Consider the following 14,147-nt stretch of genomic DNA (forward strand, 5'->3'; position numbering starts at 1 on the left):
ATGAGCGATCTGAACAAACTGGGCCTGGCCGAGGCCCGCGACGCGCTGCGCAAGGGTGATGTGACCTCGGTTGAACTGACCGAATCCTGCCTCAAGGCCATCGACGATGCCGACGCACTGAACGCTTTTGTCCACAAAACGCCCGAGATTGCTTTGGAGCGTGCCAAGGCGGCGGATGAGCGGATCAAGGGCGGCGACGCGCCGTCGATGTGCGGTCTGCCAATCGGCATCAAAGACCTGTTCTGCACCAAGGGCGTGCCGTCACAGGCGGCGTCAAAGATTCTGGAAGGCTTCAAGCCCGAATACGAATCCACCGTGTCCCAGCAACTGGCTGATGCGGGCGCGGTGATGCTGGGCAAGCTGAACATGGACGAATTCGCCATGGGCTCGTCCAACGAAACCTCTGTCTATGGCAACGCGGTCAGCCCGTGGCGACGCGGCAATGACGATGCGCAGTTGACGCCGGGTGGTTCGTCCGGCGGGTCGGCGTCGGCTGTTGCCGCCGACCTGTGCCTGGCTGCAACGGGCACCGATACCGGCGGCTCGATTCGTCAGCCTGCCGCCTTTGTTGGCATCACCGGTATCAAGCCGACCTATGGCCGCTGCTCGCGTTGGGGTATCGTGGCCTTTGCGTCCTCGCTGGATCAGGCCGGGCCAATGACCAAGAACGTACGTGATGCGGCGATCATGCTGGAAACCATGTGCGGTCACGACGCTAAGGATTCGACCAGCGCCGAACTGGCCGTGCCGAATTTCGAGGCGATGCTGACGGGTGACATCAAGGGCAAGAAAATCGGTATTCCAAAAGAATACCGCATGGATGGCATGCCGGCCGAGATCGAAAAGCTCTGGTCCGAAGGGGCTGAGATGCTGAAAGCAGCAGGGGCTGAGATCGTCGATATCTCGCTGCCGCACACCAAATACGCGCTGCCGGCGTATTACGTGATCGCACCGGCCGAGGCATCCTCGAACCTCGCGCGCTATGACGGTGTCCGCTATGGCCGCCGCGCGCAGCTGGCGCAGGGCGACGGCATCACCGAGATGTACGAAAAGACCCGCGCCGAAGGCTTTGGCCACGAAGTGCAGCGCCGCGTCATGGTCGGTACCTACGTGTTGTCGGCAGGCTTCTACGACGCCTACTACAACCGCGCACGCCGCGTCCGAACTCTGATCAAGAAAGACTTCGAAGATGTCTTCGCCGCAGGTGTCGACGCAATCCTGACCCCGGCAACGCCGTCGGCCGCTTTCGGCCTGGGTGAAATGACCGAGGCGGACCCGGTTCAGATGTACCTGAACGACGTCTTCACTGTGACGGTGAACTTGGCCGGTCTGCCGGGTGTCGCGGTACCTGCTGGTCTGGACAAACAGGGCCTGCCGCTTGGCCTGCAGCTGATCGGTCGGCCGTGGGACGAGGGCGATCTGCTCAACACCGCTTATGCGCTGGAAAACGCCGCCGGGTTTGTGGCCAAGCCGGGCAAATGGTGGTAATCCTCGGGTCAGGCAAGACAACGAAAGACGGAGCAGCTGGATGCGCTTTACGCTTCTGATCCCCGCAATTGGGTTCGCGGCCGCCTGTAATACGGTGGCCCCGATAGGTGGCACGGATTTCAACACGCCCTCCTATCAGGCGCAGCGAGAGGCGCAATTGGCGGGGCAGGGCTATACAGGTAACCCCTTGCTAGGCCCGGCCGAAGTGTCTGAGCAGCAGTTGGGTGCACCCAGCACAGTTACCCCGTTGCCAACCGGCGAAAATGCCGACCTCGCTTCGGCAACCGCAGCTGCGCTGGCGGGCACGTCAGCGCAAGGCACGGTCACACCCGCGCCGTCACCTGTTGAAGATCCCATCAATACTGCGATTTCGGACGAACAGGATTTCGGAGCGGTCTCTGATCGCCGCACCATCGAATCCGACGCTGCATTGATCGAACAGAACCGTCAGACTTATGAGGTGGTCGCGCCTACGGCTGTTCCTCAACGTGGAACGGACGGCCAGCCCAATATTGTGCAATACGCACTGAACACGTCGAATCCGGTCGGAACCCAACTGTACAGCCGTGCCGGTTTCAATCTTCAGGCCAAGGCGCAACGCAATTGCGCACGCTATCCATCTCCGGATCAGGCGCAGATTGAGTTCCTGTCCAACGGCGGCCCGCAGCGTGACCGCAAGGGTCTTGACCCGGATGGCGACGGCTACGCTTGTGGCTGGGACCCCAGCCCGTTCCGCAGTGCCGTCAACAACTGAACCGCTGACGCCCGTCTGGCACCCGTCCCCTAATTTTGGCGAACGCAGGGATGGGCTGACGCCATCGCTGATTGTCCTGCACTACACAGCAATGAAGGATGCTCAGGCGGCGCTGGATCGCTTGTGTGATCCGGCTCATGAAGTGTCCGCGCATTTCCTTATCGGTATGGATGGCACACTCTGGCAGATGGTGCGGGAAGAGGATCGGGCATGGCACGCCGGGGCAGGCGAGTGGCATGGTCAGAGCGATATCAATTCCCGCTCGATCGGAATTGAACTGGACAATTCTGGTGCGCACCCTTTTCCCGAGCCACAACTCGAAGTGTTGGAATCCCTTCTGCACCAGATCATGAATCGCTGGTCGATCCCCCCGGAACATGTGATCGGCCATTCCGACATGGCACCGGGCCGAAAATCCGATCCCGGTCTGCGCTTCCCTTGGCAACGGCTGGAACACATGAATCTTGCCGGGAAACGCTCGCAAAGCGGACCCGGTAATGCCCCGGCAGACAATTTCAGCGCCTTGGCACATGCAGCAGGTTACACAGCCGAGGTCGACGACGACACGCTTCTTGCCGCCGTGCGCCTCAGATATCGCCCATGGGGCAAAGGTCCGCTGGGGCCGGACGATCTTGCGCCATTGGCTAGGAAAACCTGATCCGCTCTTCATCTGGCCAAAAATATCTTGAGGTCGAATTGGCCGCAGGCCAAGAAACGGATGGCGCCTTCACGCTCCATCTGCCCTTGACGCCGCCGGACCCAAAGCATACCCACGACCCCGCGCGGAGGGCCGGATGGCCGCTGGGGCGTATGCCCGAGAGGAAAGTCCGGACTCCACAAGACAACGGTGCCGGGTAACGCCCGGGCGGGGCAACCCGACGGAAAGCGCCACAGAAATCAGACCGCCGCACCATTGCAGAGGTTCGCCTCCGGCAAAACGCGGTAAGGGTGAAACGGTGGGGTAAGAGCCCACCGCGCCGCTGGCAACAGTGGCGGCACGGCAAGCCCCACCGGGAGCAATGCCAAATAGGGTCCCCGCGCGGGCCGGTCGGCGTCAGCCGATACCGCCGCTAAGCTCGTCTTGGCCGAGAGGGACCGGGTTGGCAGCTTGAGCCGCGCAGCAATGCGCGGCCTAGAGGAATGGTCATCGAAGGGGGCTACCCCGGAACAAGATCCGGCTTACAGGCCCTCCGCGCATATTCCCCGATTACCGGCCCGGCGCTTTGTAAGCTCCGGTCAGTTTGGCGGCTTTTTTGGTGACGGCGACAAAGTCCTTCGCCTTCCAGGCACGCACGGTTTCAACCTTGGACACCGCGCCCGAGGCTGCAACGGCCATACCGATAGCAACTGCATCCGTGCCTTCCGGCAACTCGCTGACGACCACCACGTCATTGTCACCCGAGGTCATGTAAAACGCCACCAGTTTGCCGCCGGCTTTCTTCAGCAATGCCCTGACTGCGCCCGAGCGGTCCACGGGCTTTTTCAGCATTCCTTTGACGCCATCTTGTGAATAGGACGCGTAAGTAATGAAAATTGGCATGTCTACCTCCTGTTAAAAGTTTATGCAGGACCCGAAAATTGGCCGGTCCTTTGGCCTTCATGCGCCTGTCAGGCAGTCGCAAAAAGCGGGTTGGCAACCAGCCAAATGCCCGCGACGATCAGTGCCAGACCGGTAAGCGGAACTAACCACCGCGCCCGTGGCATCAGCTTTTCCAGCGCGACATAAAGGGCGATGCCGACGATCCAATACAGGTTCATCACACCGCCGACGAACAGCAACAGCATCAAAGCCCAGCAGCAGCCCAGGCAAAACGCGCCATGCAGTGCGCCTGTACGAAACGCGCCATAGTTACCGGGCCGATTGTGATCGGCCAGGAACTGGGCAGGGCTACGGCAATGGCGAAGGCAGGCGGTCTTAAGGCTGGACATCTGATACAGCCCTGCAGCGATCAGCACACAACCAGCGAAAAATTTCGAATGGATCGTCATCATCGGACCATCTGATAGACCGATGCTTTCCATCCACCACTGCGCGCCCGTCGCAATGATGCTGAACAATGCCCATGCGGCCAAATAGCCTGACAGGAAAAGCAGGCTGAGACGCGACGCCTGCGACCTGTCCGGCCCCATCCGCTTGATGGCCGTATACAACAGCACGGTGGGGGCGGCGCTGGGGGTCATCATGGCAATCATCATGACCCACCACATCAGGAAAATCAGTATGGCATAGGCCGGAGTCCAGCGAACTTCGGTTGCCATGCGCATCGGTTCGCCAATTGGCCCCGCCATCCGGGTCATGTCGATGGCGGACATGTTCATGCCGATGCCTGCAATCGTGTACCAGAACGCGCCCAGAATGATCAGCAGAACGCAGAACAGAACGATGCTGCTGTCGCGTCGCAGCATCCGGTCTACTACGCCGGGTCGGGGAGGGGATGTGCTCATGTCAGCCCCCGCTATGCGCCGAGGACCCCATGCCCTGAGATGTTGAGATGTGCCAGATGCGCGTGCGTCGCGTCAAAGGTCAGACTGATTGCGCCGCCTGTTGTCTTGGCCGTCCCCGACGCCGCCTCGGCATGGCGATATTCGAATCCGTTAGGCAGTTGTATCGAAGCCCGGTGCGGCATGCCCGAAACGATATGCGGAATCGGATTGACCTCTACGTCAAACACACCTGAAACCTTGGCATATCCGGTACGCTCGTCCCGGTCCCATTTCAACTCGATCGGGGCATACAGTGTGTCATGCTTTGTCGGGGCCATAGCGCTGTAGACGTACCACATGGTGGCCATTTCGTCGGTATCCTCACCTTTCATGATGGCCTCTATGGCGGAGCGCTGATCGGCACTAGTGCTCTCGTTAACGATCAATTGCATCTGTCCGTTGCCCTCGTGAATGGGGCCGGGCCAGTGGTACACACCTGCCGCGCGCACTCCGGAAAGATCTGTATCGCCATAGCGCCCGGATGCGATGTCAAATACGACAACGGCCTCGCAGTTACCGTGGCTTGGAAGAACACTGAACTGGCATGGACAACCAAAATTGCAGTTACAATTGGCCAATTCTTCGCCCTGAATTTCCCATTCCGTCATGATAGCCCCCAAAAACATGCTTAAAACCTCTGCTGACAGAGGGTTTCGCCTGTTGCTGCCGTTTTGAAATACGAGCCTGTCGTCGGCTTCTTTGCGGGATAGAATGGCGGGACCATATCACAGAACTGTGAGCGCGCCAAACCGAGGCAGGACGCGACGGCAGGATTTGTGCGCTTTCCAGACGGAATCCGGTTGACTCGGCTGCGCGACCGGGTAAAAGCGCACGCTCATAGGAATTCAACCGAAAGGCCCCTGCCTTTCCGGACGCAGGAGATAACCATGGCGAAGCCGACGACAATCAAGATCCGTCTGAACTCGACCGCGGGTACGGGCCACTTCTACGTGACCAAGAAAAACGCTCGCACCATGACCGAGAAAATGACCATTCGTAAATACGATCCGGTCGTTCGGAAACATGTCGAGTACAAGGAAGGCAAGATTAAGTAATCTGCCGTCCAGCTTGGACAGTTTCAAAGGGTTCTGCCACGGCAGGACCCTTTTTCTTTGCGTATGCCCCGGGAGATGATGCGCAAGTGAACCCTTGTGCCGTTGCAACGAAGCATCAGCGGTTGAGGCAATCGTCCCGTCGACGGGTTGCTTTTTCAAATGGCTTGCCTCTACGCTTCAACAACTCGTTCCAAAATGTTGGCCGTCATGAAAAAAATCTTGTTTTCCTCTATGATCGTTCTGGCCCTAGCGGCCTGCGAAGATCCGTATAACCGCGAGGGTGTTGGATTCACGGGTATCGATGGTGAACCCCGCACGCTTTCCGACGTACCGGGTGCGGTGGGTTTCCTGCCACCCGCGACGAATGTACCTGCTGAGCTGGCTGTTCTGCCAGAAGTGGCTGTTACGACGGATGCGACCGAGCTTGAGAAAGTCGCCAGGGTCGCCATCGAAAATGGTGGACGCAGCGATACGAGCGCGGTGGTTCTGACCGGGCAAGATACAAACCTGTTCCTCAGCACGGTCAATGTGAACGGCACCCTGTATGGTGTTCTGCGCACCGCGAATAACACTACGCGTATCGACAATCAGATCGGTGCCAACTTTGGTCGCAATGCAGAACAGTTCACTGGCTGTTTGCCCGCTGGAGACGTTTATCGCAAAGGCTCTTCCGGCAGCAGCTCTGGGTTTGCGGTGCCGCTGAACTGCAGTTAAGGCCCCGTTCATTCTATCTTCCAAGGCCTCGTCATCTGGACGGGGCCTTTCTACTTTGTGGCACCTGATGAGGGCTTAGCCGAACGGCGGTGACGGATGCGATAAAAAGAAAAGGGCGGGTCGATTGACCCGCCCTGTTTGATTGGTGCAGCGATGAGGCGCGTTATTCTTGCTGCCCCATGAACATCAGTAGGAACTGGAACATGTTCAGGAACGAGATGTACAGGCTCAGCGCGCCGTCAATCGCGGCTTTGTTCAGCCATTCCTGATCACCATGGGTCGCGTGTGCAATGTAGGTGTTCTTGATGTCTTGCGTGTAGAACGCGGTCAGACCAGCAAAGATCAGCAGACCGATGGCCGAGATTGCCAGCATCATTGGGCCCGACTGCAGGAACAGGTTGATGACCATTGCAACCAGCAGGCCGATCACACCCATCATCAGGAAAGTGCCCATGCCGCTCAGGTTGCGCTTGGTGGTGTAACCAAACAGGCTCAGACCCGCGAAGGCAACGGCCGTGACCAGGAAGGTCTGCGTGATCGAATACGGTGTGAAGATCATGAAGATCGAGCTCATCGAAATGCCCATAACGGCGGCGAAGACGAAGAAGCCCAGTTGGACTGCCGCGGCAGAGCCACGACGCATCAGAGCACCCCAGCCAAACAGCAGGAAGCCCAGCGGTGCAAACATCACAACCCATTTCAGCGGCGACAGGAACAATGTTCCACCCAAGCTGGTCAAGTAACGGTCAGCGCCGATCTGGGCCACCGCGTTGGTCGGATCAGAGGTCACAGCAAGCCCGGCAATCGCCCACGCGGCGAGCGCCGTAATCAGCATACCCACGGACATCGTGCCGTAGACTTTGTTCATATGGGCGCGCAGGCCCTCGTCAATCTGGGCAGCGCGCGTACCGGCGGCCGTCCGGATCGTGTCAAATTGTGCCATTAAAAGGTCTCCCTTCACATAATTCTTTTCGCGGTCCGAAACCCGGACCCCGTTCCCAGCAAATATCGGCAACTGCGGGCCGTGTTTCAAGAGTTTAGAGCGGGAAACCGGGTAAAACATGCAACAAAATGGCGACCTGCGTCTGCGGGCCGCCATTCAGTAGGAAAACATGAGTATCAGAATCATTTTTGCCAGAATTCCGGGGCATCCCAGATGGGGCGGGCAGCTTCGGCATCGGCCTGTTCGCGGGTGATTCCGATATCTTCCAACGCTCGTGCATCCAATCTAGCAAGAGTGCAACGCTGGCGACGCAGTGAAAACGCATCCAACAACATGGTCAGGCCAAAACGGCGACGAGGCGGGCAAGGATTGTGTACTGCAATTTGGGTCATAATATATGTCCTTTCATTGATCCTCGATGAGTATTCGGTCTCTCATCAAGTTCCTTGATTTATATGGCGCAATATGACACATTTTAAAAATGAATGTTTTTGAAGTGATGCATAAGGATTCGTGAACATGCGGAATTTGGACATTACGACATTGCGGTCGTTTGTGGCGGTGGCGGATCAGGGCGGAGTGACACGCGCCGCCGGCTTCCTGCACCTGACACAATCCGCCGTTTCGATGCAGCTGAAGCGCTTGGAAGAGCTTCTGGGGCTGGAATTACTGGATCGCAGTGGCCGAACCATCGCTCTGACCGCGTCTGGCGAGCAACTGCTGGCCTATGCCCGCCGGATGATCGCGCTGAACGATGAGGTGATCTCGAAACTCACCGATCAGGCATTTGAGGGCGAAGTCGTTCTGGGCGTGCCGCACGACATCGTTTACCCGGCGATTCCGCGGGTTCTGCAGCGGTTCAACGTAGATTTCCCGCGGGTTCGGGTGCAGTTGATCTCCTCATACACGATGCAGTTGAAGGAAATGTTCAAGCGCGGCGAATGCGATCTGATCCTAACGACCGAAGCAAATGCGGGCGATGGGGGCGAAACCGTCGCCGAATTGCCCTTGCGTTGGATCGGTGCACCGGGCGGGTCGGCGTGGCGCAAACGTCCGATCCCCATTGCGCTTGGCCGTCGCTGCATGTTCCGGCCGCAGGTCATCGCGGCATTGGACGAGGCTGGCATCCCGTGGGAGCTGTCGGTTGAAACTGAAAACGACCGTACCATCGAGGCGACCGTCGCCGCCGACCTTGCCGTCCACGCCATGCTTGACGGAACCGAGGCCGCGCATCTGGTTCAGATCGACGATGGCGGCGTTCTGCCCGACCTGCCCGCGCACATGATCAACCTCTACGGTGGCGAAACCGGGCGTGGCCCGCTGGTCGAGGCACTGGCGGCGCTGGTCCGGCAGAATTTCCGCATGCTAGGCAGTGCGCCCCTGAAGGCCGTGGTCGGTTAAGGGGTAATAACGACCTTGCCGGTTGCCGAGCGGTCTCGCAGCAATTGCAGACCTTTCTCGGCATCGGTCAGGGGCAGTACATGGCTGATATGCGGCTTGATCCGCCCCTCGGCACACCAGCGAAACAGCGTGTCAAAGCTGTCCCGCACGATTTGCGGTCGAAAAGTCAGGTATCCACCGATGTAAAAGCCGATCACCGTCAGATTCTTGACCAGCAGGTGATTGGCGGGAATTTGCGGTACGTCCCCGCCTGCAAAGCCGATGGGCAGCAGGCGGCCTTCGGGATTGGTGGCGCGGAAGGCCGCTTTGAACACGTCGCCGCCGATGGCGTCATACACAACGTCCGCTCCGCCCAGTTCCTTGACGCGTGTGCGCAAATCCTCGGACGCATCGATTAGGTGATCCGCCCCTGCTGCCTGAGCGACGGTCAGTTTGTCCGCTCCGCGCGCATGGGCAATCACGGTTGCGCCCATCAGTTTGCCGATCTCGACCGCTGTCAGGCCGACACCACCAGCCGCACCAGTGACCAGCAGGGCTTCCCCGGGTTGCAAGCGGGCGCGGTGATCCAGCGCGAGGTGGCTGGTGCCATAAGCGATTTGAATCGCGGCGGCATCTTCGAAGCTGACAGAATCAGGCAGGGGAATTGCTCGGTCTGCGTCAAACACCCCGAATTCCGCCAACCCACCCTGACCTGAATAGACCGCAATCCGGTCGCCTGGGTTCAGGTGTGAAACTCCGGGACCGATGGCATCGACCACACCGGCAATCTCCATTCCTTGTGTGAACGGCGCGGACGGCGTGTCCTGATACGTTCCTTTCTGCATCAACAGATCGGCAAAGTTCAAACCACAGGCTTTGATTGCGACACGGATCTGACCTTCTTGCGGATCAGGCTTATCAATATCACAAATCTGGGCGGCCTCGCCCTGGGATAAAATTCGATAGGCCAGCATAGTCGCCCTCCTGTAGTTTGGCGCATAGGTCCGTGCGGGGCGGAGATTGTCAATCTCTTACAAAAACGCCCAAAACTGGGCTAAAAGCTTACGTAACGGCAGGTACAACCATAGTCCTTTACCCCGCGAAACGGATTCAACCTTCTTGAAAAAAAGACCAAAAAGCGCAATATTGTCCCAGTTGCTGATTTGGGGGCATGTTCCTGATTAGGGAGTGATTAAGGGCGGCTCACTAGTGTTGCGGTAGTACATATATGTCGCACACCCCAATCGGTTGTGTGTGTGTAGTTTAGAGGAGTATACCAATGACCCATCACGTCGATGTCCATGTGGGCAAACGCGTCAGGCATCGCCGCTGGCTGATTGGCATGACCCAACAGCAGTTGGCGCAGCAAGTTGGTATTAAGTTTCAACAGATTCAGAAGTATGAAACAGGTGCCAACCGGATCAGCGCGTCGCGTCTGTGGGACATTGCCGAGGCATTGGACGTTCCTGTCAGTTTTTTCTTCGAAGGCCTGGAAGAGGCTGAAAAGGAAGCAACCGGCAAGAAATCGGTTCCGGCCGATCTGATGGGGGACAAGGAAGCTCTGGATCTGGTGCGCTCGTACTATGCGATTCCGGAAAACCAACGCCGCCGTCTGTTCGAACTAGCCCGCGTGCTGAGCGACGTCGCCTGAGAGAACCAGGGTTGACTCTGTTGCGTTCGAACCGCACGGGTAACGCATGCAAGAGACACCTATAAGTGATCTGGAAGTAGCTGAAGAAATGGCCGACGCGGCGCGTGCGGCCATTCTTCCGTTTTTCAGACAATCAAACCTTGAGACATCGAACAAGCTGGCAGACGGCTTCGATCCGGTTACGGTGGCAGACCGGAACGCGGAAAAAGCCATGCGCGCAGTTTTGGCCAGACACCGCCCCGATGACGGTATTTTCGGTGAGGAGTTCGGTCAGGTGCAGGGCAGTTCCGGCCGGACCTGGGTTCTGGATCCGATTGATGGCACTCGTGGTTTCATCAGCGGCACGCCGACATGGGGCGTTCTGATTGCCCTTAGCAATCAAGGCGGCCCGTTCTTGGGGGTCATCGACCAACCTTATATTGGTGAGCGTTTCGTTGGATCGGCAGACGTTGCTCTAGCGACCGGCCCGACCGGGACTATGCAGCTGAAAACCCGCACGACCTCCAGTCTGGGTAAGGCGGTTCTGTTTACAACCTTCCCAGAGGTCGGGACTCCCGAAGAACGCGCTGGGTTCGAAGGCGTGGCACAACACGTGCAACTGACACGCTATGGTATGGATTGCTATGCCTATGCTCTGCTGGCGGCGGGGCAGGTCGATCTGGTGATCGAGGCGGGCCTGAACGCCTATGATGTCCAGGCACCTATTGCTGTGATCGAGGCCGCAGGCGGAATCGTGACAGATTGGCAGGGTGGTCCCGCGCATGAGGGTGGCCGGGTGCTGGCTGCAGCAAACGCGGACTTGCATGCCGCGGCACTGGCGCTTCTGCGCAACTATTGAAAAATGTTGCGGGGTTAAAGCTGGTCGGGTAATCTCTGCCCGGCTGGTTCTTGTGCCCGTTTTCCGCCAGCCCTTGCCTTCTTGCACGAAACGGGCGGATGCAAGGGGGCGACATGACCGAAATCCTAATCAAAAACGCAGACTCCATCCTGACGATGGATGATACACGCAGCGAGCTTTCTGGCGCGGATATCCTGATCCGTGGTGGACAGATCGACCAGATCGGTCATGGGCTGCAAACAACTGGAGAGATGCATGACGCGGCAGGATGCGTCGTCACGCCAGGTCTGGTCAATACTCATCACCATCTCTATCAAAGCCTGACCCGCGCAGTGCCTGGCGGACAGGATGCGCTGTTGTTTGGTTGGCTCAAGACGCTTTATCCTATCTGGTCCCGCTTTGGGCCCGAAGAAATGTTCATCTCGGCCCAGATCGGGCTGGCCGAGCTGGCACTATCCGGTTGTACGCTCAGTTCCGACCACCTTTACCTGTTTCCCAACGGCGCACGGTTGGACGACACCATTGCCGCCGCCGCCGAGATCGGCCTGCGATTCCATCCGACGCGCGGTGCGATGAGTATCGGAGAAAGCGACGGAGGACTTCCGCCCGATGCCCTGGTCGAAAAAGAGCAGGCGATTCTGGACGATATGATCCGTGTAGTCGATGCGTTTCATGACCCGTCCGAGGGCGCAATGTGCCGGGTCGGACTTGCGCCGTGTTCGCCATTTTCCGTCAGCCGCGATCTGATGCGCAATGCGGCGATTCTGGCGCGGGATAAGGGTGTTATGTTGCACACTCACCTGGCGGAAAACGATGAGGATATCGCCTATTCGCAGGCCCAGTTCGGCTGCCGTCCGGGCCAATATGCTGAGGATTTGGGCTGGACCGGCCCGGATGTCTGGCACGCCCATTGCGTTAAGCTGGACGGCGCCGAGATCGACCTTTTCGCCAGAACCAAAACCGGCGTCGCGCATTGCCCCTGTTCCAATTGCCGGTTGGGATCTGGCATCGCGCCGGTACGCGCGATGCGAGATCACGGCGTGCCGGTCGGGCTGGGCGCGGATGGCTCGGCCAGCAACGACAATGGCAGCCTGGTGCTTGAGGCGCGTCAGGCCATGTTGCTGCAACGGGTGGCCAATGGTGCCGATGCCATGTCGTCACGCGAAGCGTTGGAAATTGCGACCCGTGGCGGGGCGGATGTGCTGAACCGACCCGATTGCGGACGTCTGGAACCCGGAAAACGTGCGGATATTGCTATTTGGGACACTGGCTGTATCGAAAGCGCGGGCAGTTGGGATACGGCGGCGTTGCTGCTGGCTGGTCCTCTGAAGGTCAAACACCTGTTCGTCGAGGGCCGTCAGATCGTGCGCGACGGGCATGTCGCTACTTTGGACATGCCCCGTGTGATCGAACGGCAGAACCAGCTGGCCCGTGCGCTACAGGACTAGTTGGAAACGCGCCGACCGGCGATCCAGACCTCTGTGATCGCCCGGTCATCGCCCATCATGATGGTCGGGAAGATGGCCTCCCACAGGTCCTCGGCGCAGGCCTCGCGCTGGGTGATGGCGGGGGTCGAGGCTAGGTCGAGCACGATCAGATCGGCCTCCATCCCCGGTGCAACGTTGCCGATGCAATCGTCCAGCCGCAGCGTGCGCGCCGATCCGACCGTGCTTAGCCACAAAAGTTGAGCCGCGTGCAGAGGCGTCCCGCGCAGCTGTCCGATTTCATACGCCGCGGCCATCGTACGCAGCATTGAAAAGCTGGACCCGCCACCGGTATCCGTTGCCAGCCCGACGCGATGACCATCACGCATCAGCCCGTTCATGTCGAACAGGCCAGAGCCAATGAAAGTATTCGAGGTTGGGCAATGGATTAGCGCCGCATCGACCTCGCGAAGACGGTCGCGTTCGCGCGCTTCAAGATGGATGACATGGCCGTACAGGCCGTGAGACCCCAGCAACCCAAATTTTTCATAGGTATCCAGATAGTCGCGCGCCTCAGGGAATAGCTCGCGAACCCAGGCGATCTCATCGGTTTGCTCGCTCAGATGCGTTTGCATCAGGCAGTGCGGATGCTCGGCCCAGAGTGCGCCCATCGCATCAAGCTGTTCGGGCGTGGATGTGGGTGAAAAGCGCGGAGTTATGGCATAGGACAGGCGGTCGACGCCGTGCCATTTCTCTAGCAACGCTTGGGACTGATCATATGCTGTTTGCGCCGTATCCCGTAGCCCCTCTGGCGCATTGCGGTCCATGCAGGTTTTGCCCGCCACGACTCGTTGGTTGCGCTGCTGTGCAGCGTTAAAGATTGCTTCAACACTTTCGGGGTGGACGGTGCAGAAACTGCACATGGTCGTGGTTCCGTGCTCGCTTGTCAGGTCAAGGTACCGGTTGGCAATTTCAGAGGCATAAGTCGGATCACCGAACTTCATTTCTTCGGGGAAGGTGTAGGTGTTCAGCCAGTCGATCAGGCGTTTGCCCCAGCTGGCGATCATCGCGGTTTGGGGGTAGTGCACATGCGCGTCCACGAATCCCGCCATGATCACGTTCTGGCCGTGATCCACCACCTTGGCATCTGGGTGGGTGTTGCGCAGGCCGTCGGCGTCTGCAACTGCAGAAATGCGACCGTCTTCGATCAGAACTGCCTCGCTGATTTTGACGGCTTCGGTCGGTTCGCCTTCAAAGGGGGAACTCGTGAAGCTCAGGACACGCCCTTTCAGTAGCGTTTTTTGCGCCATTTTCATCCATCTCCGCCTATGTCGGACTGTGAAACAGCATAGGCGGGCGAAACTTGTCGGTAAATCGGCGCATTGTCATTGTTTTCCGGTAGCTGCTTCTTCTAAT

At 58.7% G+C, this 14,147-nt stretch carries 16 protein-coding genes and 1 other RNA gene; 10 read left to right on the forward strand and 7 right to left on the reverse strand.

Features of this window, described 5'->3' with window-relative positions; genetic code table 11:
- The 4 genes from gatA (at position 1) to rnpB (ending at position 3,440) form a co-directional block, all read left to right on the forward strand.
- Complete coding sequence (gene gatA / locus RUE5091_RS01700) at positions 1-1,488, forward strand: Asp-tRNA(Asn)/Glu-tRNA(Gln) amidotransferase subunit GatA (RefSeq protein WP_058280142.1); 1,488 nt, start codon at positions 1-3, stop codon at positions 1,486-1,488.
- A 40-nt stretch (positions 1,489-1,528) separates the two neighbouring features.
- On the forward strand, positions 1,529-2,242 hold the full coding sequence (locus tag RUE5091_RS01705; protein WP_058280143.1) for a hypothetical protein: 714 nt from the start codon (positions 1,529-1,531) through the stop codon (positions 2,240-2,242).
- Positions 2,181-2,900 carry an N-acetylmuramoyl-L-alanine amidase gene (locus RUE5091_RS01710; RefSeq protein ID WP_058280144.1) on the forward strand — a complete coding sequence of 240 codons (720 nt, stop codon included), beginning with the start codon at positions 2,181-2,183 and terminating at the stop codon, positions 2,898-2,900. The genes RUE5091_RS01705 and RUE5091_RS01710 overlap by 62 nt, the downstream gene beginning before the upstream one ends.
- 124 nt (positions 2,901-3,024) lie before the next feature.
- Positions 3,025-3,440: RNase P RNA component class A (gene rnpB, locus RUE5091_RS02790), an RNA gene on the forward strand.
- A gap of 9 nt (positions 3,441-3,449) precedes the next feature.
- Here rnpB and RUE5091_RS01715 read toward each other — a convergent pair.
- The 3 genes from RUE5091_RS01715 to RUE5091_RS01725 form a co-directional block, all read right to left on the reverse strand.
- Positions 3,450-3,782 carry a GYD domain-containing protein gene (locus tag RUE5091_RS01715; protein ID WP_058280145.1) on the reverse strand — a complete coding sequence of 111 codons (333 nt, stop codon included), beginning with the start codon at positions 3,780-3,782 and terminating at the stop codon, positions 3,450-3,452.
- A 68-nt stretch (positions 3,783-3,850) separates the two neighbouring features.
- Positions 3,851-4,687 carry a DUF2182 domain-containing protein gene (locus RUE5091_RS01720; protein WP_058280146.1) on the reverse strand — a complete coding sequence of 279 codons (837 nt, stop codon included), beginning with the start codon at positions 4,685-4,687 and terminating at the stop codon, positions 3,851-3,853.
- An 11-nt stretch (positions 4,688-4,698) separates the two neighbouring features.
- Complete coding sequence (locus tag RUE5091_RS01725) at positions 4,699-5,334, reverse strand: DUF1326 domain-containing protein (protein ID WP_058280359.1); 636 nt, start codon at positions 5,332-5,334, stop codon at positions 4,699-4,701.
- 279 nt (positions 5,335-5,613) lie between these two features.
- Here RUE5091_RS01725 and rpmG point away from each other — a divergent pair, with 279 nt between their 5' ends.
- Positions 5,614-5,781: a 50S ribosomal protein L33 gene (rpmG, locus tag RUE5091_RS01730; RefSeq protein ID WP_037309480.1), complete on the forward strand. Its 168-nt coding sequence runs from the start codon at positions 5,614-5,616 to the stop codon at positions 5,779-5,781.
- Between the two features lie 207 nt (positions 5,782-5,988).
- Positions 5,989-6,495 carry a hypothetical protein gene (locus RUE5091_RS01735; protein ID WP_165590740.1) on the forward strand — a complete coding sequence of 169 codons (507 nt, stop codon included), beginning with the start codon at positions 5,989-5,991 and terminating at the stop codon, positions 6,493-6,495.
- A 163-nt stretch (positions 6,496-6,658) separates the two neighbouring features.
- Here the strand turns inward: RUE5091_RS01735 and RUE5091_RS01740 are convergent, their stop codons facing one another.
- Together RUE5091_RS01740 and RUE5091_RS01745 are read right to left on the reverse strand one after the other, a co-directional pair.
- Positions 6,659-7,438 carry a Bax inhibitor-1/YccA family protein gene (locus RUE5091_RS01740; RefSeq protein ID WP_058280360.1) on the reverse strand — a complete coding sequence of 260 codons (780 nt, stop codon included), beginning with the start codon at positions 7,436-7,438 and terminating at the stop codon, positions 6,659-6,661.
- A gap of 182 nt (positions 7,439-7,620) precedes the next feature.
- On the reverse strand, positions 7,621-7,830 hold the full coding sequence (locus tag RUE5091_RS01745; RefSeq protein ID WP_058280148.1) for a DUF1127 domain-containing protein: 210 nt from the start codon (positions 7,828-7,830) through the stop codon (positions 7,621-7,623).
- 127 nt (positions 7,831-7,957) lie between these two features.
- On the opposite strand from RUE5091_RS01745, the gene RUE5091_RS01750 reads away from it, so the two are divergent.
- Entirely contained in the window at positions 7,958-8,839 is an 882-nt protein-coding gene (locus RUE5091_RS01750) for a LysR family transcriptional regulator (protein WP_058280149.1), read from the forward strand.
- Here RUE5091_RS01750 and RUE5091_RS01755 read toward each other — a convergent pair.
- Positions 8,836-9,792, reverse strand: coding sequence for an NADPH:quinone oxidoreductase family protein (locus RUE5091_RS01755; RefSeq protein ID WP_058280150.1), 957 nt, complete (start codon positions 9,790-9,792; stop codon positions 8,836-8,838). The two genes, RUE5091_RS01750 and RUE5091_RS01755, sit on opposite strands and share 4 nt — an antisense overlap.
- A gap of 305 nt (positions 9,793-10,097) precedes the next feature.
- On the opposite strand from RUE5091_RS01755, the gene RUE5091_RS01760 reads away from it, so the two are divergent.
- The 3 genes from RUE5091_RS01760 (at position 10,098) to RUE5091_RS01770 (ending at position 12,755) form a co-directional block, all read left to right on the forward strand.
- On the forward strand, positions 10,098-10,469 hold the full coding sequence (locus tag RUE5091_RS01760) for a helix-turn-helix domain-containing protein (RefSeq protein ID WP_058280151.1): 372 nt from the start codon (positions 10,098-10,100) through the stop codon (positions 10,467-10,469).
- A gap of 46 nt (positions 10,470-10,515) precedes the next feature.
- Positions 10,516-11,307, forward strand: a complete 792-nt coding sequence (gene hisN, locus RUE5091_RS01765) for a histidinol-phosphatase (RefSeq protein WP_082643519.1) — start codon at positions 10,516-10,518, stop codon at positions 11,305-11,307.
- A gap of 113 nt (positions 11,308-11,420) precedes the next feature.
- Positions 11,421-12,755, forward strand: a complete 1,335-nt coding sequence (locus tag RUE5091_RS01770; protein ID WP_058280362.1) for an 8-oxoguanine deaminase — start codon at positions 11,421-11,423, stop codon at positions 12,753-12,755.
- Here RUE5091_RS01770 and guaD read toward each other — a convergent pair.
- Complete coding sequence (gene guaD, locus RUE5091_RS01775) at positions 12,752-14,041, reverse strand: guanine deaminase (protein ID WP_058280363.1); 1,290 nt, start codon at positions 14,039-14,041, stop codon at positions 12,752-12,754. The genes RUE5091_RS01770 and guaD overlap by 4 nt on opposite strands.
- Positions 14,042-14,147: the final 106 nt, after the last annotated feature.

It is taken from the genome of Ruegeria denitrificans (genome assembly GCF_001458295.1).
In the GTDB taxonomy this organism is placed as follows: domain Bacteria; phylum Pseudomonadota; class Alphaproteobacteria; order Rhodobacterales; family Rhodobacteraceae; genus Ruegeria; species Ruegeria denitrificans.